This is a genomic window from Mycolicibacterium gadium, from assembly GCF_010728925.1.
GTDB classification, from domain to species: Bacteria; Actinomycetota; Actinomycetes; order Mycobacteriales; family Mycobacteriaceae; genus Mycobacterium; species Mycobacterium gadium.
Map to the genome: position 1 here is coordinate 2,946,852 of NZ_AP022608.1, position 25,290 is coordinate 2,972,141.

At 66.7% G+C, this 25,290-nt stretch carries 20 protein-coding genes; 14 read left to right on the top strand and 6 right to left on the bottom strand.

Going from position 1 to position 25,290, the window contains the following annotated elements:
* Positions 1-133: 133 nt before the first annotated feature.
* Positions 134-1,324 carry a glycoside hydrolase family 3 N-terminal domain-containing protein gene (locus G6N36_RS14430; protein ID WP_372512272.1) on the bottom strand — a complete coding sequence of 397 codons (1,191 nt, stop codon included), beginning with the start codon at positions 1,322-1,324 and terminating at the stop codon, positions 134-136.
* Between the two features lie 92 nt (positions 1,325-1,416).
* On the opposite strand from G6N36_RS14430, the gene G6N36_RS14435 reads away from it, so the two are divergent.
* The 6 genes from G6N36_RS14435 (at position 1,417) to recD (ending at position 11,439) form a co-directional block, all read left to right on the top strand.
* A complete protein-coding gene (locus G6N36_RS14435; RefSeq protein ID WP_163687081.1) occupies positions 1,417-2,148 on the top strand; it encodes a DUF3060 domain-containing protein in 732 nt (243 codons plus the stop codon).
* 95 nt (positions 2,149-2,243) lie between these two features.
* Positions 2,244-2,861, top strand: coding sequence for an HD domain-containing protein (locus G6N36_RS14440; protein ID WP_163687082.1), 618 nt, complete (start codon positions 2,244-2,246; stop codon positions 2,859-2,861).
* Between the two features lie 71 nt (positions 2,862-2,932).
* Complete coding sequence (locus G6N36_RS14445) at positions 2,933-3,196, top strand: hypothetical protein (RefSeq protein ID WP_163687083.1); 264 nt, start codon at positions 2,933-2,935, stop codon at positions 3,194-3,196.
* Positions 3,197-3,227: 31 nt separating this feature from the next.
* Positions 3,228-6,467, top strand: a complete 3,240-nt coding sequence (gene recC / locus G6N36_RS14450) for an exodeoxyribonuclease V subunit gamma (RefSeq protein WP_163687084.1) — start codon at positions 3,228-3,230, stop codon at positions 6,465-6,467.
* Entirely contained in the window at positions 6,467-9,751 is a 3,285-nt protein-coding gene (gene recB, locus G6N36_RS29535; RefSeq protein WP_163687085.1) for an exodeoxyribonuclease V subunit beta, read from the top strand. The genes recC and recB overlap by 1 nt, the downstream gene beginning before the upstream one ends.
* Positions 9,748-11,439: an exodeoxyribonuclease V subunit alpha gene (gene recD / locus G6N36_RS14460; protein WP_163687086.1), complete on the top strand. Its 1,692-nt coding sequence runs from the start codon at positions 9,748-9,750 to the stop codon at positions 11,437-11,439. Before recB ends, recD begins: the two co-directional genes overlap by 4 nt.
* A 6-nt stretch (positions 11,440-11,445) precedes the next feature.
* On the opposite strand, the gene G6N36_RS14465 is transcribed toward recD, so the two are convergent.
* Complete coding sequence (locus G6N36_RS14465) at positions 11,446-11,880, bottom strand: nitroreductase family deazaflavin-dependent oxidoreductase (protein ID WP_163687087.1); 435 nt, start codon at positions 11,878-11,880, stop codon at positions 11,446-11,448.
* A 56-nt stretch (positions 11,881-11,936) separates the two neighbouring features.
* Here G6N36_RS14465 and G6N36_RS14470 point away from each other — a divergent pair, with 56 nt between their 5' ends.
* The 4 genes from G6N36_RS14470 (at position 11,937) to G6N36_RS14485 (ending at position 17,122) form a co-directional block, all read left to right on the top strand.
* A complete protein-coding gene (locus G6N36_RS14470) occupies positions 11,937-12,383 on the top strand; it encodes an SRPBCC family protein (RefSeq protein ID WP_163687088.1) in 447 nt (148 codons plus the stop codon).
* 1 nt (position 12,384) lies between these two features.
* Complete coding sequence (locus tag G6N36_RS14475) at positions 12,385-14,181, top strand: sulfatase-like hydrolase/transferase (RefSeq protein WP_163690687.1); 1,797 nt, start codon at positions 12,385-12,387, stop codon at positions 14,179-14,181.
* Between the two features lie 451 nt (positions 14,182-14,632).
* Entirely contained in the window at positions 14,633-16,267 is a 1,635-nt protein-coding gene (locus G6N36_RS14480; protein ID WP_163687089.1) for a fatty acyl-AMP ligase, read from the top strand.
* Positions 16,268-16,315: 48 nt separating this feature from the next.
* Positions 16,316-17,122, top strand: coding sequence for a GAF and ANTAR domain-containing protein (locus G6N36_RS14485; protein WP_163687090.1), 807 nt, complete (start codon positions 16,316-16,318; stop codon positions 17,120-17,122).
* A 1-nt stretch (position 17,123) separates the two neighbouring features.
* Here the strand turns inward: G6N36_RS14485 and G6N36_RS14490 are convergent, their stop codons facing one another.
* From G6N36_RS14490 to G6N36_RS14500, 3 genes are read right to left on the bottom strand one after another with little or no spacing between them, the layout of a single operon-like run.
* Positions 17,124-17,879 (bottom strand): GAF and ANTAR domain-containing protein, encoded by a 756-nt coding sequence (locus G6N36_RS14490; RefSeq protein WP_163687091.1) that lies wholly within the window; start codon positions 17,877-17,879, stop codon positions 17,124-17,126.
* A gap of 25 nt (positions 17,880-17,904) precedes the next feature.
* Complete coding sequence (locus G6N36_RS14495; protein ID WP_163687092.1) at positions 17,905-18,612, bottom strand: GAF and ANTAR domain-containing protein; 708 nt, start codon at positions 18,610-18,612, stop codon at positions 17,905-17,907.
* A gap of 2 nt (positions 18,613-18,614) precedes the next feature.
* Positions 18,615-19,778 carry a fatty acid desaturase family protein gene (locus G6N36_RS14500; protein ID WP_163687093.1) on the bottom strand — a complete coding sequence of 388 codons (1,164 nt, stop codon included), beginning with the start codon at positions 19,776-19,778 and terminating at the stop codon, positions 18,615-18,617.
* Between the two features lie 212 nt (positions 19,779-19,990).
* Between G6N36_RS14500 and G6N36_RS29415 the strand changes: the two genes are divergently transcribed.
* Positions 19,991-20,128, top strand: coding sequence for a hypothetical protein (locus tag G6N36_RS29415; protein ID WP_170311121.1), 138 nt, complete (start codon positions 19,991-19,993; stop codon positions 20,126-20,128).
* Entirely contained in the window at positions 20,112-21,290 is a 1,179-nt protein-coding gene (locus G6N36_RS14505) for a N(5)-(carboxyethyl)ornithine synthase (RefSeq protein ID WP_163687094.1), read from the top strand. Before G6N36_RS29415 ends, G6N36_RS14505 begins: the two co-directional genes overlap by 17 nt.
* 7 nt (positions 21,291-21,297) lie before the next feature.
* Here the strand turns inward: G6N36_RS14505 and G6N36_RS14510 are convergent, their stop codons facing one another.
* A complete protein-coding gene (locus G6N36_RS14510) occupies positions 21,298-22,416 on the bottom strand; it encodes a glycosyltransferase (protein WP_163690688.1) in 1,119 nt (372 codons plus the stop codon).
* 202 nt (positions 22,417-22,618) lie between these two features.
* Between G6N36_RS14510 and G6N36_RS14515 the strand changes: the two genes are divergently transcribed.
* Entirely contained in the window at positions 22,619-24,223 is a 1,605-nt protein-coding gene (locus G6N36_RS14515; RefSeq protein WP_163687095.1) for an SLC13 family permease, read from the top strand.
* A complete protein-coding gene (locus tag G6N36_RS14520; RefSeq protein ID WP_163687096.1) occupies positions 24,220-25,290 on the top strand; it encodes a tartrate dehydrogenase in 1,071 nt (356 codons plus the stop codon). The genes G6N36_RS14515 and G6N36_RS14520 overlap by 4 nt, the downstream gene beginning before the upstream one ends.

The window sequence follows — 25,290 nt, forward strand, 5'->3', positions numbered from 1 at the left end:
GTACCACCTCGCGGCGCCTGTGACGTGCTTCGTCAGCCTTTTGTCACTTTTGCTGATCGGTGCTCCCCCGCGAGCCCTCAGCTTGCCGATCATTACTGCGGAGTTGCCGTTCTCGCGACACGGCAAACGAAAGTCAGCCCCCGCAGTTCGGCGTCGAACTCTTCGAGGCCGCCACCCGCGTCGCGGCCTCGTTGACGCGGTCCATGCTCAGCTGACCCGAATTGACCGCCTGTTCAAGCGAATCCAATACCGCGGGCACCTCGTCGGTGGTGATCCACAGCGCGACGTCGGCGCCGGCCTGCAGGGCGCGCAACACCGCCTCCGGCACGCTGTACTGCTCGTTGATCGCGGCCATGCTGGACAGGTCATCGGTGTACACCAGGCCGGTGAAGGGCGGGCCGCCGTAGCCGCCGGACCGCAGCAGGTCGTATGCCGGCTTGGACAGGCTGGCCTGATCGGTGCCCGTCAGGCCTGGCACCTGGACGTGGCCGAGCATCACGGCGACCGGATGCTGCGTCGTCAGCGTCCGGTACGGGATCAGGTCGTCGGTCTGCAGTTGCTCGAGCGGCGGGACAGTCACCCCGCCGGTGTGCGAATCACCTGAGCCGTGGCCGTGCCCGGGGAAATGCTTGAGCACCGGGAGCACTCCGGCGTCACGCAGTCCGCGCGCGTACGCACCGGCGTAGGTGGTGACGGTTTCGGCGTCGGAGCCGAAGGAGCGGTCCCCGATGACGGTGTCGTCGGGGGCATCCGTCACGTCGACCACCGGGGCGAAATCGACTGTGATGCCGAGCTGTTTCATCGCGGTGCCCCGCTCGAAGGCGATGGCGTACACCTCGTCGGGCGACGTGGTGGCGGCCAGGACGCGGGGCGACGGCTGCTCGCCGATGATGGTCGCCAGCCGTGACACGCGGCCACCTTCCTCGTCCACGCTGACGGCCAGCGGCAGCGGGCCCGTGGACGCGGCGATCGCGGGCAGGGATCCGTCCTGCAGCATCGACAGGTCGGTCCAGCTTCCGATCATGATGCCGCCGATGCGGTGGTCGGCGGCGACGGCGCGGGCGTCCTCGGCGTCGGTCACCCCGACCATCAGGAGCTGGGCGAGCTTGTCGCGGGTGGACATGGAGTTGACCAAGCCTTCGGCCTCGCCGCAGGGCGGCGCCACCGGCGAGGTGGGCGCCGGCGAGCTGGGCGCCGAGGCCTCGGTGGACGGCGCTGACGACGTTCCCGACAGCCGGGGCTTGATGACGAGGACCACCGCGGCGCCGAGCAGCGCCACCGCGAGCACGGCGAACGCGATCGTGATCCACCTCGATGCCTGCATACGTTCCTTGAGGCTCGGCGACATGGGAATGAAGTTACCCGGCGTGGTTGCTTCGCCGCCCGCACGTCATCCCGATATGTCAGGATCTGCGCATGACCTCCCCGGACGACCCCGAGGAACGCATTCGGCAGCTCGAGCAGTCAGCGGCCGCATACGGGGCACGGGAGCTGGGCACCGACCAGCCCCCATACGGCGACGGGGTGAACCCGTCGTCGCCGCTGCCGCCCCCGGTCTACCCCGCGCCGCCGCCGGCCTACGGAAGCCCACCGTCCTATGGTCAGCAGCCCTACGGCGATCCCTACCAGCCGCCGTTCGGCACGCACTACACACCGATCCAGAAGAAGTCCGGCGTTCCGACCGGAGTGGTGATCGGACTCATCGCGCTCGTGTTCGTCATCCTCGCCGGTATCGGCGTAGTGGTGTCGTTCATGTCGTCGACGATCGACGAGTCGCTCGACAACCCGGACAACACGCGGACGTTCGTCCCGCCGACGATCACCTTCCCGAGCTTCCCGGACATCACCGGTCTGCCGAGCGACGACACCGAACAGACCGCGACGGCCGACGCCCCGGCGAGTGTCGCGGGTGTCGACGAGACGAAAACGGTCGTCTGCGAAAACGGCGACGTCAACATCAGCGGCGTCAACAACACGGTCACGCTGACCGGAAACTGCGGCACCGTCTCCGTGTCCGGTGTCGAGAACAAGATCACCGTAGACAGCGCCAACGCGATCAGCGCCTCGGGCTTCGACAACGAAATCGTCTATCTCTCGGGCGATCCGCAGATCAACACCACCGATTCCAACAAGGTCACCCGCGGCTGAGGGGCGTCGCCGTTGAGCGACTTTGTCGCTCCGAGCTTGGCACCAAGGGCATATCACCCCCGGGGTTATGGTCGGGATGTCGGAGAGGAGACGACGTGAGTGAACAGACCTCGACACCCAAGCTGACCGGCCAGTTCTCCAAGGCGCTCGTGTACGCCGAGCTGAAGCATCACAACCAGGTCCGCAAGGGGGGCAACATCCCCTACTTCGGACACCTGCTGTCGGTGGCTGGTCTGGTGATCAACGACAACGGCTCCGAAGAGCAGGCGATCGCGGCGCTGCTGCACGACTGTGTCGAGGACGCCGGCGGTCCGCCGACGCTGGACGAGATCCGGAAAAACTTCGGTGAGGGCGTCGCCACTATCGTCAAAGAGTGCAGCGACACCGACGTCGAGCCGAAACCGCCGTGGCGCGAACGCAAGACGGCCTACATCGAGCACCTCGCGCGGGTCGGCGCGGACACGCTGCTGGTTTCGGTGGCCGACAAGCTCGACAACGCCCGGTCGATGCTGCGGGACTATCACGAACACGGCCCCAAGCTGTGGGAGCGCTTCACCGTGAAGGACCCGCGCGATCACCTCTGGTACTACGGCGGACTGCTCGACGCGTACCGCAAGCGCAGCCTGGACAGCTGGATGGTCGACGAGCTCGGGCGCGTCGTCGACGAGTTGAAGCGCCTGGTCGAAGGCGGCGACCGAATCGTGCTCGTCTGACGGCCCCCTGTCTATCCCCAACCTCACCACTTCCCGCGGCCTGTGCAACGCCGCCGCCATAGGATGCAGTGATGGCCACGATGGAAGATCTGGAGGCGCGAGTTGCGGCTCTCGAGGCCTCGCAGGCCGATTACCGCGCGGTGCTGTCGGCGGTCAACGCCCTTGGCGCCAATCAGCGGGAGCATTCGCAGCGAATGATCGGAGTCGAGACACGACTTACCGCGGTCGAGTCCGGGCTCGCCGACCTTCGACAGGAAACTCGCGCCGGCTTCCGCACGGTCGAAGAACACATCGCCGAACTCAAGGATCTGATCATCGGGCGCAACAGCACCTGAGGGCGTCCGGAGCCTCCTAGAGTGGACGCTGATGGCACTGCATCTGCACCGTGCTGAGCGCACCGATCTGCTGGCCGACGGTCTCGGCGCCCTGCTCTCGAACCCCCTGCCCGACCCGTTCGCCGAGGAAGTCGTCATCGTCCCCGCCAAGGGCGTCGAACGCTGGCTGAGCCAGCGGCTCTCGCACGTCCTCGGTCGCGGCACCGGCGCCGACGGCGTATGCGCAGGCATCGCGTTCCGCAACCCCTACTCGTTGATCGCCGAGATCAGCGGCACCGACCGCGACGATCCGTGGAGGCCCGACGCGATGGTCTGGCCGCTGTTGGACGTCATCGACGAAAGCTGCGATCAGCCCTGGTGCAAGACCCTGTCGACCCACCTGGGCCACTTCGAAGCTGGTGACGAACGCGAACTTCGGCAGGGCAGGCGCTACTCGGTCGCGCGACGGCTCGCCGGACTGTTCGCGTCCTACGCCCGCCAACGTCCGCACCTGCTCATCGACTGGGAGAACGGTGCCGACGGCGGCATCGACGACGACCTGCTGTGGCAGCCGCCCCTCTGGCGCGCCCTGGTGAACCGCATCGACGCCGACCCGCCACATGTCCATCACGCCAAAACCCTTGCCGCACTGCGGGAATCCCCCACCAACCTGCCGCAGCGCCTATCGCTGTTCGGCCATACGCGGTTGCCGAGCACCGAGATCGAACTGCTCGAAGCGCTGGCCACCCACCACGACCTGCACCTGTGGCTGCCGCACCCCAGCGACGACCTGTGGACATCGCTCGCCGGCGACCACGGAGCCATCCGCCGCCGCGAGGACACCACCCACCGCAGGGTCCAGCACCCGCTGCTGGCGACGCTCGGACGCGATCTGCGCGAGCTGCAACGGAGCCTGCCCGCCGACCCGCAGACCGACGAATATCTGGGCGGGACAACCCATTCCGAAACACTGCTCGGTTGGCTGCAATCCGACATCACCGCCAACGCCGTTCGCCCGCAGGGCCGCACACTGAAGTCCGACGACCTCTCCGTGCAGGTACACAGCTGCCACGGTCCGGCCCGCCAGATCGATGTCCTGCGCGAAGTGCTGCTCGGCCTGCTCGCCGACGACGAGACCCTCGAACCACGCGACATCCTCGTCATGTGCCCGGACATCGAGACGTACGCGCCGCTGATCGTCGCGGGCTTCGGCCTCGGCGACATGATCAAGGGCGTACATCCCGCCCACCAACTGCGGGTGCGACTGGCCGACCGGTCGCTTGTGCAGACCAACCCACTGCTCGGCGTCGCGTCACAGTTGCTCACCCTCGCCGGGGGGCGGGCGACCGCGAGCGAAGTACTCAACCTCGCCCAGTCCGCGCCGGTGCGTGCCCGCTTCGGGTTCACCGACGACAACCTCGAGGACATCACTCGCTGGGTCCGCCAGGCGAACATCCGCTGGGGCTTCGACACCGACCACCGCAAGCCCTACGGTGTCGACTTCATCCAGAACACCTGGCGCTTCGGCATCGACCGCGTCCTCGCCGGTGTCGCGATGTCCGACGACTCACACGCCTGGATCGACACCACGCTGCCGCTCGACGACGTCAGCAGCAACCGCGTGGAGCTCGCCGGACAGCTCGCCGAGTACGTCGACCGGCTGCAGCACGCTGTCGAATCGCTCACCGGCGCAAGGCCACTCAGTGACTGGCTGTCGTCACTGGCCGACAGCATCGATCTGCTCGCCGAGGTCGGCGACGATGACGCCTGGCAGACCAGCCAGCTGCAACGCGAGTTCGGCGACGTGCTCTCCACCGCCGGCGCCCGCGCCGACAGCCTCATGCGACTCCCCGACATCAAGGCGCTGCTCGACCGCCACCTGGCCGGCAGGCCGACGCGCGCGAACTTCCGCACCGGCACGCTGACGGTGTGCACGATGGTGCCGATGCGGTCCGTACCGCACCGGGTGGTGTGCCTGGTCGGGCTCGACGACGGGGTGTTCCCCAGGCTCGGGGTGGTCGACGGCGACGACGTCCTGGCCCGCGCTCCGATGACCGGCGAGCGCGATATCCGTTCCGAGGACAGGCAATTGCTGCTCGACGCCATCGGCGCCGCGACCGAATCGCTCGTGATCACCTATACCGGCGCCAACGAATACTCCGGCCAGGAGCGTCCGCCCGCGGTCCCGCTCGCCGAACTGCTCGACACCCTCGACCTGACCACCGAGACCAAGGAACGCAAGGTTGTCGTCAAACATCCGCTGCAGCCGTTCGACACTCGAAATGTCATCCCCGGCAAGCTGATACCCGGCGAGCCCTTCACCTTCGACTCCACCGTGAAACGTGCCGCACTGGCCCGCGCAGGCGAGCGCGCCGAACGGCCGTTGTTCATCTCCGGTCTGCTGCCCGCTCCCCCGGCCGACGATGTCGTCCTCGCCGACCTCGTTGCGTTCTTCCGCGATCCGGTCAAGGGGTTCTTCCGCGCGCTGGACTACACGCTGCCCTGGGAGGTCGACGGCGTCGAGGACGCGATGCCCGTCGACATCAACGCCCTCGAGGAGTGGACGGTGGGCGACCGCATGCTGCAGGACATGTTGCGCGGCCAAGAGCCTGGCCGGGCACTGGATGCGGAATGGCGGCGCGGCACCCTGCCGCCGGGTCAGCTGGGGTGGCGCAAGGCCAAGGAGGTTCGCGACCGGGCTGTCCGACTGGCCGCCGAAGCCCGCGGGTACCGCACGGCTGAGGCCAACGCCATCGACGTCGACATCGATCTCGGATCCGGACGGCGGTTGGTCGGTACGGTCTCGCCCGTCTTCGGGGAACGCCTGGTGTCGGTGACGTACTCCAGGCTGGGCGGTAACCACCTGATGCAGTCGTGGATTCCGTTGCTGGCATTGATCTCCCACGATTCCAAGCGCGACTGGGCGGCCGTCTGCATCGGCCGGCCCAAGCGGGGGGACAGTCCACGGACGGAGTTGCTGCGCAGGCCTGCGGACGCCGCCGATGAACTGCTGGCCGATCTGGTCGCGATGTACGACGAGGGCCGTCGCGCACCGCTGCCGTTGCCCGTCAAGACCTCGTTCGCGTGGGCGGATGCCGTTCACGGTCAGACTGATCCGCATCAGGCTGCGCTGTACCGGTGGAAAACCAACAACTATCCGGGCGAGGATCAGGAACCGGCGCACATCCAGGCCTGGGGCAGGAACACGTGGCTCGAGGACCTCATCGACAAGGGTCTCGACGGTGCTTCGCGCAGACTGTGGCTGCCGATGCTGAAGGCGATGGACGCGTGATGCAGGACTTCGACCTACTCGGCCCGCTGCCGGCGGCGAATTCCACGACGGTACTGGAGGCAAGCGCGGGCACGGGCAAGACGTTCGCGTTGGCGGGTCTGGTCACCCGGTACATCGCGGAGGGTATCGCGACGCTGGACCAGATGTTGCTGATCACGTTCGGGCGGGCGGCCACGCAGGAGTTGCGTGACCGTGTGCGTCGCCAGATCTTCGCCGCTGTAGCAGCTTTCGACGACGAGTCGTTGGTCGGCGACAACCAGGTGATCGCCCATCTGCTGTCCGGCAGCGACGACGAGAAGCGTCTGCGTCGAGAGCGTCTTCGCGACGCCTTGGCATCCTTCGATGCCGCGACCATCGCCACCACACATCAGTTCTGCCAGATGGTGCTTCGCTCGCTCGGGGTGGCCGGCGACACCGACGCCGGGGTCACGCTGGTCGAGAGTCTCGACGAGCTGGTCGCCGAGATCGTCGACGATCTCTATTTGCGCCACTTCGGCCTCGAACGCGAGGATCCGCTGCTCACCCACGCCGACGCGCTGCGTCTGGCCCGGGAGGTGGTCAACCATCCCGCGACCGAGCTGCGACCGTCCGATCCAGCGCCCGATTCGCGTTCGGCGATCTGCCTGAGCTTCGCCAAAGACGTTCTCGCCGAACTGGAAACCCGTAAACGGCGTCGGGGCATTCTCGGCTACGACGATCTGCTGAGCCGGCTGGCCGATGCGCTGGACGCCGAGGACTCGCCGGCCCAGTTGCGAATGCACCGCCGGTGGCCGATCGTGATGGTCGACGAGTTCCAGGACACCGACCCCGTGCAATGGAAGGTCATCCACCGCGCGTTCACCGGCCGCTCCACGATCATCCTGATCGGCGATCCCAAGCAGGCCATCTACGCGTTCCGCGGCGGCGACATCGTCACCTATCTCAAAGCGTCGGAGACGGCAGGGAAGCGGATGACGCTCGGCACCAACTGGCGCAGCGATGCCGATCTGGTCGACCGCCTGCGGGTGCTGCTCGGCGGTGCCGAACTCGGCGACCGACGCATCATCGTGCACGACGTAGACGCGCATCATGTCGGTTCACGGTTGGTCGGTGCCGGTGATCCGTTCCGGCTGCGCGTGGTGCGACGAGAGACGTTCAAACGCAGGGGTGTACAGAACGTGCCCATCGACACGTTCCGAGCGCACATCGCCGCCGATCTCGCCGCCGACATCGGCGGACTGCTGACGAACGGCGCCACCTTCGACGGTGAGCCTGTCGGGGCGGGCGACGTCGCGGTGATCGTCGAAACGCACAAGGATGCGCGCTACTGCTTCGAAGCGCTGTGCGAGGCCAGCATCCCCGCCGTGTACACGGGTGACTCGGACATCTTCAACTCCCCGGCCGCCGACGACTGGCTGTGCCTGCTGGAGGCGTTCGACCAGCCGCACCGCCCCGGCATCGTCCGAGCCGCCGCGGCGACGATGTTCTTCGGCGAAACGGCCGAATCGCTCGTCGAGGGCGGCGACCGCTTGACCGACCGCATCGCGGAGACGTTGCGGGAGTGGGCAAGTCATGCGCGTGAACGCGGCGTTTCGGCGATCTTCGAAGCCGCCCAGCTCAACGGTATGGACGACCGGGTGTTGTCGTGGCAGAACGGCGACAGGATGATGACCGATCTCGCACACATGACGCAGCTGTTGCAGGAAGCCGCCCATCGCGAGCACTTCGCGCTCCCGGCCCTACGGGACTGGTTGCGCGCGCAGCGGGAGGATCGCACCGGTGCGGCCGAACGCGCCCGCCGACTGGACAACGACGCCGCGGCGGTGCAGATCATGACGGTGTGGGTGGCCAAGGGTCTGCAGTTTCCAGTGGTCTACTTGCCGTTCTCGTTCAATCGGTACCTGAGGAAGCCCGAGATCGTCCTGTTTCACGACGGCGATGTGCGCTGCCTACACATCGGAGGAAGCGACAGTCCAGATTTCAACGCCGCTTCCCGAGCGGGCGTCAAGGAAGACGCCAGCGACGACAGTCGACTGACCTATGTGGCAATGACACGGGCGCAGGCTCAGGTGGTCGCGTGGTGGGCGCCGTCGCGCGACGAACCCAACGGAGGATTGTCCCGGATGCTTCGGGATCGTCGACCGGGTGAGGCTTTGGTGCCGGACAGGTGTACTCCTGAGAAGATCTCCGACGACGACGCCATGGCCCGCTTCGCGGAATGGGAAGCGGCGGGCGGACTCGTGATCGAGGAGTCGGTGGTGCGATCAGCGCCCACGTTGCCCGGCGACCAGCCACGAGATGACCTCGACGCCCGGCACTTTCACCGGACGATCGACACCGCGTGGCGGCGCACCTCCTACTCCGGCCTGATCCGGGCGAGCGAGTCGACGCCGGTGAGTAGTGAACCCGAGGTGGTCGAGCTGGACGACGAGGCCGCCGAGATCCCCCTGGTGACCGCCGCGGTGGGGACGGATGTGCCGTCGCCGATGGCTGACCTGCCGAGCGGCGCGAAGTTCGGCACCCTGGTGCACGCCGTGCTGGAGACCGCGGATCCGTTCGCGCCCGATCTCGCCGCGGAGTTGGAGGCGCAGATCCGCGAACACGCGCTCTGGTGGCCGGTCGACGTCGCGGCGGCCGACCTGGCCGCCGCGATGCTGCCCATGCACGACACTCCGCTGGGTCCGCTCGCCGCCGGCCAGACGCTGCGACAGATCGGTCTGCACGACCGGATGCGGGAGATGGACTTCGAGTTCCCGCTTGCCGGAGGGGATCTGCGGGGATCCGCACCGGAGATCCGGCTCGCCGACGTCGGCGAGCTCGTGGGGCGACACCTCGCCACCGACGATCCACTCGCGCCGTACGCGGGCCGGCTGACGGGGGCGACACTGGGCGGGCAGTCCCTCAAGGGCTATCTGTCGGGTTCGGTCGACGCGGTGCTACGGATCGGTGAGCGGTACATCGTCGTCGACTACAAGACCAACTGGCTGGGCGACCGGAATCAGCATCCGCTCACCGCCGCGGACTACTCGCGCCCCAGGCTGACCGAGGCGATGCTGCATTCCGATTACCCGTTGCAGGCCCTGCTGTACAGCGTTGTGCTGCACAGGTTCTTGCGATGGCGGTTGCCGGGGTACCTGCCGGACACACATCTGGGCGGGGTGCTGTATCTGTTCCTGCGCGGCATGTGCGGACCGGGCACCCCGGTGGTCGACGGACACCCGGCGGGGGTGTTCAGCTGGCAACCGCCCACGTCACTCATCACCGCGATGTCCGACCTCCTCGACGCGGGCAGGGTGGTCGCATGACGAGCCTCGAGTGGCGACGGGCGGTCAGCGCGACCGGACTCTTGCAGACCTTCTCCGATGCCGAGATCATCGATGCATCGGATGTGCATGTGGCACAACGCCTCAGCGCGATGGCGTCCGAGACCGACGACGTGGTGACCCTTGCCGTGGCGCTGGTGGTGCGCGCGCTGCGGAACGGATCGGTGTGCCTCGATGTGCGTTCGGTCGAGGAGCAGGTCGGCGTCGAGGGACTGCCGTGGCCTGCTGTCGACGCGTGGCTGGCGGCGATCCGGGAGAGTCCGCTGAGCGGGCAGCCACCGGTGCTCCGGGTCGAAGGCGACCTGCTTTACCTCGACCGGTACTGGCTCGAAGAGCAGCAGGTATGCGACGACATCCTCACCCTGATCGCCACCAAACCGGCGAAGGCCACCACCGACATCGACCGCCTCTTCCCGAAGGGTTTCGAGGAGCAGCGCGCCGCCGCGGAAGTGGCTCTGGCACAGGGGTTGACGGTGCTCACCGGCGGCCCGGGCACAGGCAAGACGACGACGGTGGCGCGACTGCTCGCGCTGCTGGCCAGCGGGACACAGTTGCGGATCGCGCTGGCGGCACCGACTGGCAAGGCGGCGGCCCGACTGCAGGAAGCGGTTCAACTGCAGGTCGACAAGCTGGAGGATGCCGCGGACCGGGAGGCGCTGTCGGGTCTGCATTCGACGACGTTGCATCGCCTGCTCGGCAGCAAGCCGGACACCTCGGCGAGGTTCCGGCACAACCGCGCCAACCGGTTGCCTCATGACGTGATCGTTGTCGACGAGACGTCCATGGTGTCGATGACGATGATGGCGCGGTTGCTCGAGGCGGTCCGTCCCGACGCGCGTTTGATCCTGGTCGGCGATCCGGACCAGTTGGCGTCGGTGGAGGCGGGTGCGGTGCTCGCGGATCTCGTCGACGGACTCGGCGGTGCTCGCATCGCCGAGTTGACGACATCGCACCGGTTCGGCGAATCGATCGGCAAGTTGGCGTCGGCCATCCGGACCGGCGAGGCCGATCAGGTCATCGCGGTGCTGCGCGCGGGTGGCGAGCACATCGAGTGGATCGACACCGAAGAACCCGCCAACCATCTGCGCAGAGTCGTTCTGCCGCAGGCGAATGCGCTGCGTCAGGCAGCCGTGCTCGACAATCGGAAAGCAGCCTTGGCATCACTCGACGAGCATCGGCTGTTGTGCGCGCATCGCCGGGGCCCTTATGGCGTGCGGTACTGGAACCACCAGATCGAGCGATGGCTGGCGGAGATCACCGGCGACCCGATCTGGTCGGAGTGGTATCCGGGACGTCCGGTACTGGTGACGGCCAACGACTACGGACTGGGCCTCTACAACGGTGACGCCGGCGTGACGCTGCTGCGCGACGGCGCGATGCGGGTGGCCATCGCGGGCTCCGATGAGGTGGAGTTCGCGACCAGCCGGCTCTCCGATGTCGAGACCATGCACGCCATGACGATCCACAAGTCGCAGGGCAGCCAGGCCGACGAGGTGACCGTGCTGATGCCGCCCGAGGATTCGCGGCTGCTGACCCGCGAGCTGTTCTACACGGCGGTGACACGGGCCAAGGAGAAGATCCGCGTCATCGGTTCGGAGGATTCGGTGCGCGCCGCGGTGCAGCGGCGCGCGGTCCGAGCGTCCGGTCTGGCACAGCGACTCCGCGCCTGACGAGAACTAGTTGTCGCGCACCAGCTCGAAGACGGGGATCACGCGGTCGGTCCGCTTTTCGTACTCGGCGAACCCCGGCGCCCGCTCCACGACGGTCTGGTAGATGCGGTCGCGGTCCTCCCGCGTCAGCTCTCGGGCGACGACCGGGCGTTTGGGTTCCGCGCCGATCTCGACCTGGACGTGCGGGTGGGCGCGCAGGTTGAACACCCAGGCCGGACTCTCCTCGCGGCCCGCCGCGGAACCGACGACGTAGATCTTGTCGTCGATGTCGAAGTAGGCGATGAGATTGACCCGCTCAGCGCCGCTCTTGGCACCCGAGGAGGTCAGAATCAGCAGCGGAAAGCCTTCGAACTGCCCGCCGACCTTTCCACCGTTGCGGCGGAACTCGTCGATGTTGCGCTTGTTGAATTCGCGTTCTTCGGCCATTGCGTCGTCGGACATGCTCCCATCGTGGCACTTGCGCGGACCGGGCGAGCCGAAACGCGTAGCGTGGGGCGGTGGCCCGGATCGACCGCTCGCGCACCATCGCAGCTGCCCCGCAGGACGTCTGGGACCTTCTTGCGAATTTCGGCGCGCTGAGTACGTGGGTCGACCGCGTCGACCATTCCTGCATCCTGGTGCACGGCGCAGACGGTCCCATCGGCACGACGCGACGGGTTCAGCTGGGCCGTCAGACCCTTGTCGAGCGCATCGTCGAGTTCGACCCGCCTCACGCGCTCGCCTACGACATCGAGGGCCTGCCCAAGCAGCTCGAGCGGGTCAACAACCGCTGGACGCTGCGGCCGTCGGGGCAATCGACCGTCGTCACCCTGACAAGCACCGTCGAGATCGGTTCCGGCCGAATACGGGAGCTCGCCGAACGCGCCATGTGCCGTCTGATGACCCGAGAGTCCGACGGCCTGCTCGATGGGCTTACCAAGCGATTGGAGAACACTCGTGTCTGAGCTGTCTGAGCGTCCCGACATCGTCATCCTGATGACCGACGAGGAACGCGCGATACCGCCCTACGAGTCACCCGAGGTGCTCGCCTGGCGTGACCACACGTTGGCCGGCCGCAAGTGGTTCGACGAGCACGGGGTCAGCTTCGGCCGCCACTACACCGGCTCGCTGGCCTGCGTGCCAAGTCGCCCAACGATTTTCACCGGCCAGTACCCCGACCTGCACGGCGTCACGCAGACCGACGGCATCGGCAAGGTGTACAACGACTCCCGCATGCGCTGGCTACGTCAGGGCGAGGTGCCCACGCTCGGAAATTGGTTTCGCGCCGCCGGATACGACACCCATTACGACGGCAAATGGCACATCACCCACGCGGATCTCACCGATCCGGCCACCGGCAAGCCGCTGGCGACCAACGACGACGACGGTGTGGTCGACCACGACGCGGTGCAGGCCTACCTCGACGCCGATCCCCTTGCACCGTTCGGGTTTTCGGGCTGGGTGGGCCCCGAACCGCACGGCGCGCTGCTGGCGAACGCCGGAGTTCGGCGCGACGGGTTGATCGCCGACCGCGTCGTCGCCTGGCTCGACGACCGGTATGCGCGGCGCCGCGCTGGTGACGCGGACGCGCTGACACCGTTCCTACTGGTGGCCAGCTTCGTGAATCCCCATGACATCGTTCTGTTCCCGGCGTGGTCGCGCAGGAGTCCGCTGCGGCCGTCGCCGCTGGATCCGCCGCACGTGCCCGCCGCTCCGACCGCGGACGAGGACCTGTCGACCAAGCCGGCCGCCCAGATCGCGTTCCGCGAGGCGTACTACACCGGCTACGGCGTGGCGCCCGCGGTGGACCGGACGTACAACCGCAACGGCCAGCGCTATCGCGACCTCTACTACCGATTGCATGCCGAGGTCGACGGGCCTATCGACCGGGTGCGTCGAATGGTCACCGACGGCTCGGCCAACGCGGTGCTGGTGCGCACCTCCGACCACGGTGATCTGCTGGGTGCACACGGCGGCCTGCATCAGAAATGGTTCAACCTGTACGACGAGGCCACCCGAGTTCCGTTCGTCGTCGCGCGCACCGGAGCGGCCGCGACGTCCGCCCGCACGGTGACGGCGCCGACGTCGCACGTCGATCTGGTGCCGACGCTGTTGGGTGCGGCGGGTATCGACATCGCGGCGGTGGCGGCGGCGCTGCGTGATTCGTTCTCCGAGGTGCACGACCTGCCGGGCCGCGATCTGATGCCTGTCGTCGACGGTGCGCCTGCCGACGAGTCACGTCCGGTGTACTTGATGACGCGCGACAACATGCTCGAGGGCGACACCGGCGCGTCGGGTGTGGCGCGTCAATTGAAGCTTACGGTCAATCCCCCTATGCCATTACGCATTCAGATACCAGCGCATGTCGGATCCAACTTCGAAGGACTGGTCGTGCGAGTCGACGAACACCTGTGGAAGCTGGTGCGCACGTTCGACGATCCGGCGACCTGGACAGAGCCCGGGGTACGACACCTCGCCGCCAACGGGCTTGGCGGAGAGGCGTATCGGACGTCACCGCTGGATGATCAGTGGGAGCTCTACGACCTGACCGTCGACCCGACCGAGGCCGTCAACCGGTGGGACGACCCCGATCTCGACGACCTGCGCCGCCACCTTCGCACGCAACTCAAGGAAACCCGGACCGCCGCCGTGCCGGAGCGCAACAACCCGTGGCCGTACGTGTCCCGCCGGCCACCGGCGGCCAAGCCGTCGATACTCGCCCGGGTGACTAGACGAGGTCGGCCCAGCAGAGCTGACCAGTGACACGGTAAAGTGTGAGCCGGTTGATACCCCAGCCACACGGAAACGTCTCGGCGGCGACTTCGCCTCCCCGCCAATCGGGTCCCTGACCCCGACGTCAGCCAAATTTTCACGGGTACGCATTCTCGGGCTGGGGGGCTCTTTTGCCCGCAGGTACAAAGTTGATAACGACTTGGGGCGGTGTCGGCGCGCAAGGGTGTCCGGCAACGGTCGAGTCTGTACAGTCAGTGCGTCCGACATGGACTACACGCCGCTCCGACCGGGGCGGTGACCCATCTGGGGTGAACACAGAGGAGACACGCACCTCCACAGTCATCGTCGGCCCGGCACCGGGCTGGACGACGGCCGAACCCCAGCGGCTTCCACATCACCTGGCGCATCAGCAATTTCGCGCCAGGTCTACCAATACAGCCAATTCGCGGCGTCGTTGCGCGCCAAGGCCAAAGGGATTGTCGTGAGCCGATTCACCGAGACGATGTACAGCAACGCGCAGACCAGTCGCAAGGGCATGGTCACCGGGGAGCCCAGCGCGCCTGTGCGCCATACCTGGGCTCAGGTGCACGAACGGGCCCGCCGAGTGGCAGGTGGCCTGGCGAAAGCGGGCATCGGGCCTGGTGACGCCGTCGCCGTTCTCGCCGGCGCCCCGGTCGAGATCGCGCCGACCGCTCAGGGCATCTGGATGCGCGGTGCCAGCGCGACCATGGTTCACCAGCCCACTCCCCGCACCGACCTGGTGCGATGGGCCGAGGAGACCACCGCCGTGATCGAGATGATCTCCGCGAAGGCCGTCGTCATCTCCGACCCGTTCATGGCCGCGGCGCCGGTGCTCGAGGGACTCGGAATGACGGTGGTGACGATCGAATCGCTGCTGGCCAACGATCCCATCGAGCCGTTGGAGACCTTCGACCACGATGTGGCCCTGATGCAGCTGACGTCGGGCTCGACGGGCTCGCCGAAGGCCGTCCAGATCACCCACGCCAACATCGTCGCCAATGCCGAGGCGATGGTCGTGGGCTGCGACTTCGATCTCGACACGGATGTGATCGTGAGCTGGCTGCCGTGCTTCCACGACATGGGCATGACGGGGTACCTGACGGTGCCGATGTACATCGGAGCCGAGCTGGTAAAGGTGACGCCGATGGACTTTCTCAGCGATACGTTGTTGTGGGCCAAGCTCATTGACAAGTACAAGGGCACGATGACCGCCGCACCGAACTTCGCCTACAACCTGTTCGCCAAGCGGTTGCGCAGGCAGGCCACGCCCGGCGAATTCGATCTGTCCTCGCTGCGCTGGGCGCTGTCCGGCGCCGAGCAGGTCGACCCACTCGACGTCGAGGATCTGTGCGATGCGGGCGCACCGTTCGGGCTCAAGCCCGAGGCCATCATCCCCGCGTACGGGATGGCCGAGACCACGGTGGCCGTCTCCTTCTCCGAGTGCGGCGGCGGCATGGTCGTCGACGAGATCGACGCGGATCTGCTCTCGGTCCTGCACCGCGCTGTCCCGGCGACCAGGGGGAACACCCGACGGCTGGTATCGCTCGGCAAGCCGCTGGAGGGCCTGGAGGTCCGCATCGTCGACGAAGACGGCAGCGTGCTGGCGCCACGTGGCGTCGGTGTCATCGAGGTCCGCGGCGAGCCGGTGACCAGGGGTTACACCACGGTGGCCGGATTCATCCCGGCCCAGGACGAGCGCGGCTGGTACGACACCGGCGATCTGGGTTATCTCACCGAGACCGGTGAGGTAGTCGTGTGTGGGCGCATCAAGGACGTGATCATCATGGCCGGGCGCAACATCTATCCGACCGACATCGAGCGTGCGGCCAGCCGCGTCAACGGCGTGCGGCCCGGCTGCGCCGTCGCGGTCCGCCTCGACGCGGGGCTGTCGCGCGAGACCTTCGCCGTCGCGGTGGAGTGCAAGGATTTCGGCGATCCCAAGCAGGTGCGCCGGGTCGAGCGACAGGTCGCCCACGAGGTGTTCGCCGAGGTAGATGTACGCCCACGGAACGTCGTGGTACTCGAACCCGGGATGATTCCGAAGACGCCGTCGGGCAAGTTGCGTCGCGCACACGCGCTGTCACTCGTGGACTGACGGGATGGGTTAAATACCCCCGCGGCGGCGCGTACATTCGTTAACCACATGGCTGATTACGATGCCCAGCCCGGCCGATCCTCGGCTCCGGAGCCTGATCTGTCTGCCGCCCAGCGCGAAGCGGACGACGTGGACCTGTCTGCCGGCCTGCGCGGCGTGGCGGGACTGGTGGCCGGGGGGCGCGGGGTCACCGACCTCCTGCGTGACGTGGCAGAGTTCGCAGCTCGTGCCATTCCCGGTGTCGACGGCGCAGGCGTCACCCTGATCGATATCTGCGGGGAGACCACGTCCGTCAGAGAGTGGGCGGTCACCGTGCCGTTCGTCGAAGACATCGACAGGCTGCAGTACGCCGAAATCAAGGAGGGGCCGTGCGTCACGTGTATGCACACACGCCGGCCCACGGTCAGCGGGTCGCTGGGAAGTGACAGCCGGTGGCCGCATTTCGGCGGACGCGTGGCGCGGATGGGTGTGCATTCCGCGCTCGCGTTGCCGATGATGGTCGGCGATCAACTGGTCGGCGCGATCAACACCTATGCCCGAAGCCGCGATGCCTTCGGCGACCACGCCGTGGAGTTGGGTTCGCAGTTCGCCGGACCGGCGGCGGTGTCGGTCCACAATGCCCAGCTGCTCGACCACGCCCAGGCCCGCACCAGGCAGTTGCAGAGCGCGCTGGGCACCCGCGCGACGATCGACCAGGCGATCGGAATCATCCGCGCCCGCTCGGGGGTCGGCCCCCAGGTGGCGTTCGATCGGCTCGTGCGGATGAGCCAGACCGAAAACGTGAAGCTCCACGTCGTGGCGGAGCGGCTGGTCGAAGAAGCGGTACGACGCGCCAAGGCCCGCCAGCGCGAGTGAATCAGTTTGGCGGCGTTGCGAATTCGGCTATGGCGGAGACCAGAACCAGACGCGCGTTCCGGTCGGCCATCAGTCTCCTGGCGACCTCGGTCATGTGCTCGCCGTTGGCGCGGGAGTAGGACCGCAGCAGGATGAAAGCGTCTTCGATGGAGACGTCAAGGCTTTCGCGCAGCAGCCCCTTGGCCTGTTCGACGATGACTCGGCTGGCCAGCGCCGAGCGCAACTGCGGCATGACGGTGGCAGGAGTCGGCGCATGCTCCTGCAGGATCGCGACGCAGGCGATATGCGCGAGCGTCTGCGCGACGAGCCGGTCCGCGTCGTTGAGTTCGCCGGGGGCGGCGCCGAAAAGCCCGAGTGCGCCGAGCACGATGCCGGCCGCACGCATCGGGACGGCATGCACGGAGGCGAAGCCGGCATCGAGCGCGGCCGGGACGAACCGGGGCCAGCGCTCGGCCGTGACGGTCAGATCGGCGACCGACACGGGTCGGCCGCTGGCATAGCACTCGACGCACGGCCCCTCGTCGGCCTGCAGTTGGAACAGTTCCAGTTCGCGGGCTTGCTCGGTGGTGGCGGCCAGCAGTCGCAGTTGGTTGAGCGGGTCGGCGAGCAGGAAGCCGGCGGCCTCGACGTCGAGCAGCTGGGCGCTGCGCTCGGTCAGCTCGGTCAGCAGATCTACCACGTCGAAATCCTCCAGGAGGGTGTCGACGAGGGATACGACCGCGTCCAGGACACGGGTCTCGCGGGAGGATTCGGTCATGCCACAGTCCTTTCCTCGGTATGCATCAGTCGGCCTCGAGGCGCAGTCGACGTTCCAGGATGTCCCGGGCGACCTCGGTCGAGGTGCGCCCCGTGGCGTAGGCGTGCGCGCGCAGGCGGACCAGCGCCTCGGCAGGCTCGACGTCGAGCTGGGCGACCAGCATGCCGGTCGCCTGACTGACTTCGGCGCGCGAGAGTGAGTTCAGTTCCGCCCAGGCGTTGCTGAGCGGGTCGGAAGCGGCCGCGGAAAGGTCTCCGTCCAGGAGGTCCAGCACGGGAGCGCCTGCCAATTCTGCGGCGACGACGGCACCCGACAATTGCTCGCGGTCCAGCTGGCCGGGCTGAATGCGGAACAGGTCGAGCGCGCCGACGTATTCGCCCGCGACCAAGACGGGCATCGCGAATACCCCGCGGATCTGAAGATCGAGCATCGCGGGGCCGTACAGCGGCCAGCGTCCTTCGTCGGGATCCGCGAGGTCGATCACCAGGACGGGCGCGCGAAGCGTGACCGAGTCGAGGCAGGGACCCTCGCCGACGAGGAACTGGAGCTCGTCATACGTGCGCGCGGGCTCACCGCTGCAGCCGAGGGTTCCATTGTTGGCGCCGTCGAACACCAGCGAGATCGCCGCCGCATCCACGTCGAAGAGCACTACGCACGCCTCGCACAGCCGGTCGGCGGCGTCGGTCCCGCGGCGACCGTCGATCGCGGCGAGCAACTGATCCTGGATCGCCACATCTAGCCGAACAGCGGCGGGGCGACAGGGTGGCCCGCGGGTCGTGGCGAGGTCGTCATCCCTTCGGCGTCCTCTCCACTGGAAGTCGTGAATACAGCGGGGTCAGGAAGCGCCAGCGTGTGAATCGTGCGCAGCACCTGAAAATACTGGCGCGCAAGGGATCCGGTGGTGTAGGGCAAATCGTACTTTTGGCACAGTCCCTGCACGCGCACCGAGATCTGTGCAAGGCGGTTACTGGGCAGGTCGGGGAACAGATGGTGCTCGATCTGGTAACACAGATTCCCGCTCGAGAAGGCAAGCAGCGGCCCGGCCCTGAAATTCGCGGCACCCAGCATCTGCCGCAGGTACCACTCGCCTCTGGTTTCCTCGTTCAGTACGTCGGCGGTGAATTTCTGTGCGCCATCCGGAAAGTGGCCGCAGAAGATCACCACGTACGCCCACAGGTTACGCAGCAGATTGGCCACCGTGTTGGCGGCAAGGGTCCTGCGCCAGCGGGACCGGCTCAACGCCGGGAAGAACACGTAGTCCTTGAGTGATTGGCGGGCGATCTTGCCGACGAACGCGCGTCTGGCCGCACCGACCTTGTCGACATCCGGGGCCAGCCGATCGCGCTCAGAATGAATTCCGTGGAGACCGATCCCCCACTCGAAGATGCTGGCCAACAACAGATTACGAAGTGGCTGCACGAGATGTTCGCGTTTCCAAGGCTGGTCTCGGGTCATCCGTATCACGCCGAAGCCGAGGTCGTCGTCCACCCCGACGACGTTGCTGAACACGTGGTGGCGGTAGTTGTGTGAGTACCTCCACTGCGACGACACGCCGACCATGTCCCACTCCCACGTGTTCGAGTGGATCTCCGGGTCGTTCATCCAATCCCATTGACCATGGCCGACGTTGTGGGCGATCTCCATGTTCTCGACGCTCTTCGCGAAGGCCAGCGATGCAGTGCCCAGCAGCCAGCCCGCCCTCGACCGCGAGCACGCGATGATCAGGCGAGCGGCGACGTCCAGCGTCCGTTGGAATTTGATGGTGCGCCGGATGTAGGCCGCGTCGCGCTCGCCAAGGGACTCCTCGACGTCGCTGCGGATGGCGTCGAGCTCGCGACCGAGCGCCTCGACATCCGCGTCGCTCAGGTGCGCGAACGCGGCAACATCGGCAATGGCCATTAGAAAGTCCCCGTGGAGCCGGCGGTGAGTCAGGTCTGGGCTCCTGAGCGAACCCGAAGATAAAGCGGACGAGCGGTCGTGACGGAAAAGGACGACGGTTGCGCGTCGGCTACTGACAGCCTACCCGTCGAGAGGCCGGGTAATCGCGCCGTTCAAGGGGTAGGGTCAGGGAGATCGGGACCATTCAGGCCCCCACGATCAAGGGGCCATCGATGTCTGATAAATCTCCTCGACAAGCCATGACGAAGAAGTCCGGAAAGTCGCTGAAGGAGAAACGCGCGGCGAAGCACCAGAAGGCGGCGGCCAAGGCCACGTCTGCCGAGGCCCTGTTCCATGACAAGAAGCGCTGAAGGCCAACCGCTTTCGCTTGGCATTTTCGCTCGCTCGCGTAAACCGAACGAGCGCCGATTGCCGATACACCCGGCACATTTCGACCGGATAGATCGCCCGCTGGCGCAGCGCATCTTTCTCGAAGATGGCTATGGCTCCGATTTCGGTGCCACGGACGACGACCTGGGCGCTCTCGTCGGCGGGATGGCACCCCGCGAGCAACTGATCGCCGATTGCGACGTCATTCTGCTGCCCAAAGTTCAGGCACAAGACCTCGCCGAATTCCGTACGGACCAAGTTGTTTGGGGCTGGCCGCACTGTGTGCAGGACGCCGAGCTGACTCAGATCGCCATCGATTCGCGGTTGACGCTGATCGCCTTCGAGGCGATGAATCACTGGCAATCCGACGGCGGCTTCGGGCTGCACGTCTTCCACAAGAACAACGAGCTGGCGGGCTACTGTTCGGTCCTGCACGCGATGCAATCCGTAGGGGTCACCGGCATTTACGGCCGACGGCTGCGCGCGACCGTCATCGGATTCGGCGCCACCGCCCGCGGCGCCGTCACCGCGCTGAACTCCCACGGTGTCGACGACGTGCGCGTGCTGACCAACCGCGACGTCGCCGCCGTCGGATCGCCGATCCACTCCACCCAGATCATCCAGATGGTCCCCGATCCGGACGCACCCGCAAAGATTCTGGCGGACACGCCGGAAGGGGTCATTCCGGTGGTCGAACTGCTCGCCGACAACGACATCGTCGTCAACTGTGTCCTCCAGGACCCCGGGGCCCCGCTCGTCTTTGTCACCGAGGAGGACCTGGCTTCCTTCACTGCGGGCAGTCTGATCGTCGACGTCTCGTGCGATGTGGGCATGGGCTTCAGCTGGGCACAGCCCACGTCGTTCACCGAGCCGATGATCGAGGTGGCGAACCGCGTCCACTATTACGCCGTCGACCACAGCCCGTCATATCTGTGGAACTCGGCGACCTGGGAGATCAGCGAGGCGTTGTTGCCTCACCTCGACGCGCTGCTGGCAGGGCCGGCGGCGTGGGAGGAGTCTGCGACGATCGCTCGCGCGATCGAAATCCGCGACGGTGTCGTCCTCAACCCCGCGATTCTGTCGTTCCAGCATCGCGACGACGCCTATCCGCACGCGATGCGCGAGGCCCGCGCCGCAACGTGATGGACGGTCAGGCCAACACGGGTGTTCCGGCGGTGAGTCGTAGCGCCAATTTCAGGTAGGCGGCGGCGACCACCGGCCACGCCACCTCCGGCGCCCGTTGCCGAACCTCGGCCGCCATGGCACCGGCGAGCCGCGGCTGCGTGATGATCTGTCGCAGCGCCGCCGCGAGTGCCACGCCGTCGTTGTGGTCCACGACGATGCCCGCCCCGCTGCTCAGCAGCTCGATCGCATGCGGAAATGCCGTCGCCACAATGGGTCTGCCATTCGCGACCGCGTCGACCAGCACGCCCGAGCTCACCTGTTCCGTGGAGTCGTAGGGCAACGCGACCACCGAGGCCTGCTGAATCAGTTCGGCCAGGCTCGACTTGTCGTAATAGCGCGGGTCGAACGACACCGAATCGGCCACACCCAGCCGCCTGGCCTGCTCGATGCGCGCGGCCCGGTATGCCTCGGCTTCGGTCTGCGGGATGCCGGGATCCATGGGGCCGACGATGACATAACGCGGCCGGCCGGGGACATCGCTCAGCGAAGGCATGGCGTCGATGACCCTTTCGATGCCCTTACCCGGACCCAGGAGTCCCCACGTCAGGATGGTGGGTCTACTCGGGCGCTTGACCCGGGGGGCGGTCGGCAAGGTGGCGCCGTGCGGGATCATGCTGACCTTTTGGCGATCGACGGCATATATGAGACTGAGCCGCTGTCGCGCCGCTTCGGACATCACGACCACGTGGTCCGCGGCGGCGGTGATCGCCTCGAGCACCGAACGTTGCTGCGAAGTAGGGGCTTTCGGAACCGTGTGGATGACGACGATCGAGGGGACGCGCAGGGCGTCGACGATGTCGACCACCTCGTGAGTCGCGCCGTCTTGGTATTGCAGGATCGCGACGTCGACCTGACCCTGCAGCGAGCCGTCAGCCACCCGGCTGGCGCTGGATCCATCGATGCTCAAGGCGGCGGTTAGACCGGCGGCGAACCGCGCAAGGCCGCACGGTGGGGATGTGTGGGTGTCGAAGATTCCGAATCGGACGGTGCGCGAGATCTGTTGCGGCGCAGCATAAGGAGGGATCGGCTCGTAGTCGGGTAGAGCAGTCAAGGGCAGTCCAGACTTTGCGGTCAGTACCGGCATGTCCGGCGTGAGCGGTCTGCTCGGCGGATCAGCGAGGATCGGCTGAAACATTCCCGGACTGGCTGGGCTCCCAACACCTCGACGCTACACCCTGACCGGCGGCGACCGTTGCGTACCCGGCATGTTTAAGGTGCGCGGTTTACAGGAACTCCCCCTGTCACGAGTGTGGTGTAGAACACAGCTGCAGCGATGGAGCCGCCCCATGACCACGGACAGCCCGGCCAAACAGACCGATGTCGACAAAGCGCTCCTCGGTAGCGCAACGTATCGAAGCCTCGGTGAGCAGAAGCTCTCCCCCAAGGAGGAACGGTTCGAGAAGGGTCGACGGACCGTCGGCCTTTTTCTCGCTCCGCTGCTGACGGTCGGTTTTCTGGTCCTTCCCATCGATATCCCGCGCGAGCAGCAGGTCCTCGGGGCTGTGTTGCTCGGTGTCATCGCGCTGTGGATCAGCGAAGCCATCCCCATTCCCGTCGGCGGTCTGCTCGGCGTCGCCGTCGCCGTGTTCCTCGGCGTCGCCCCGGTCGACGACGTCCTTGGTCCGTTCGGGTCGTCGACGATCTTCACCTTCATCGGCGCGTTCATCCTGGCGCAGGCGATGCTCAAACACGGTCTCGCCCGGCGGTTCGCGTTCCGGATACTGTCGCTGCCGGGCGTCGGTCGCTCCACGACCGGCGTGATCCTCGCGTTCGGCGCGATCACCTGCCTGCTGTCGGCGTTCGTGTCCAACACCGCGACCGTGGCCATGTTGCTGCCGACGGCGATAGGCATCCTCTCGGTCATCGCCAAACTCCTGCAGAAGCGCGGTGACGTCGAACCCGACTTCGATCCGCAACGGCTGCGGGTCGGCGCGGCGATCATGCTGATGCTCGCCTACGGCGCCAGTGTCGGCGGTTTGTTGACCCCGGTAGGCAGCCCGCCCAACCTGATCGGGCGCGGCCTGATCGAGGAAGCCACTGGGGAGCGGATCAGCTTCGGGCAGTGGATGGTGATGGCCGTGCCGATCTGCCTGATCATGTTTGCGCTGCTGGCGCTGATCTTGTTGCGGCTGAACAAGCCCGAGATCAAGCAGATCGACGGCGTGGCCGAGTACGTCGCCGAGCAACGCGAGAAGCTGGGTTCGATCTCGCGCGCGGAGAAGAACACACTGATCGCGTTCGGCGTCACCGTCACGCTGTGGATCCTGCCCGGCATTTTCGCGCTGATCACCGGCACCGACTCCAGTACCTACGAGTTCGTCAGCGATCGTCTTGACGAGGGTGTGGTCGCCGTGTTCGGTGCGGCGCTGCTGTTCCTGCTGCCGACCGACTGGAAGGACCGCGAGTTCACGCTGCGTTGGAGCGATGCCGCCGAAATCGACTGGGGCACCATCATTCTCTTCGGCTGCGGCATCATCTTCGGGTCGCTGATCAGCTCGACCGGACTGGCCGAGACCATCGGGAACTCGGTCAACGACGCGCTGGGCCTGTCCAGCATCGTCCCGATCACGATCTTCGCGGTGATCCTGGCGATCATCGTGTCCGAGACGACGAGTAACACGGCGTCGGCGGCGGTGGTGGTGCCGATCATCATCCCGGTGGCGGTCGCCGCGGGCGTCAACCCGTTCGTGCCTGCGTTGGCGGCGACGTTCGCGGCGTCGTTCGGGTTCATGTTGCCGGTGTCGACGCCGCAGAACGCGATCGTCTACGGTTCCGGCGTCGTGAAGATCACCACGATGATCAGATCCGGCATCACGTTCGATATCGCCGGCGCGATCCTCATCATCATCCTGTTGCCGATCATGGTCGGCCTGCTAGGACTCGGCGGATGACCTCGCCGGCCGAGCCGGCCATGCACACCGTCGCCGTGATCCCGGGCGACGGGATCGGACCCGAGGTCATCACGTCGGCCCGCGCGGTGCTCGACGTGGCCGGCGCCAAGCACGGAATCAAGTTGTCCTACAAGGATTTCGACTGGTCATGTGAGCGCTACACCCAGACCGGGGCGATGATGCCCGCGGACGCCATCGACACGCTACACGGCTTCGACGCGATCCTGCTCGGTGCGGTCGGCTGGCCGGGAGTACCGGACCACGTGTCGCTGTGGGGACTGCTGATCCCGATCCGGCGGGCGTTCCGCCAGTACGTCAACCTACGCCCGATCAAGGTGTTCGACGGCGTCGAAAGTCCGCTGCGGGCACCGGGTGACGTGGACTTCGTGGTGGTGCGGGAGAACGTCGAGGGCGAATACAGCGAGATCGGCGGACGGCTCAACCGCGGATTCCCGGAGGAAATGGCCGTCCAGGAGTCGGTTTTCACGCGCGTCGGGGTCAGCCGGATCGCCGACTATGCTTTCGAGTTGGCGCGGTCGCGGCGCGGCTACGTCACGTCGGCGACGAAGTCGAACGGGATCGTGCACACGCTGCCGTTCTGGGACGAGGTGGTCGCCGAGCGGGCGGCGCAGTTCCCGGATGTTCGGATGGACAGCGAGCACATCGACGCCTTGGCCGCGAAGTTCGTGTTGCAGCCGCAACGCTTCGACGTCGTGGTGGGGTCGAACCTGTTCGGCGACATCCTGTCTGACCTCGCCGCAGCCGTCGCGGGGTCGATCGGGATCGCCCCGTCGGGCAATCTGGATCCGACCAGGCAGTACCCGTCGATGTTCGAACCGGTGCACGGTTCGGCGCCCGACATCGCGGGCCGTGGGATCGCCAACCCCGTCGGCGCGGTGTGGTCGGCGGCGTTGATGCTGGAGCACTTGGGGCATTTGGACGCGGCCGCCGAAGTGATGGCGGCGATCGAGGCGACGCTGGCGAAGCCGGAGACCCGAACCGGAGATCTGGGCGGCAGCGCGTCGACGGTCGAGGTGACCGAGGCACTCGTCGCGCAACTGCGGTGA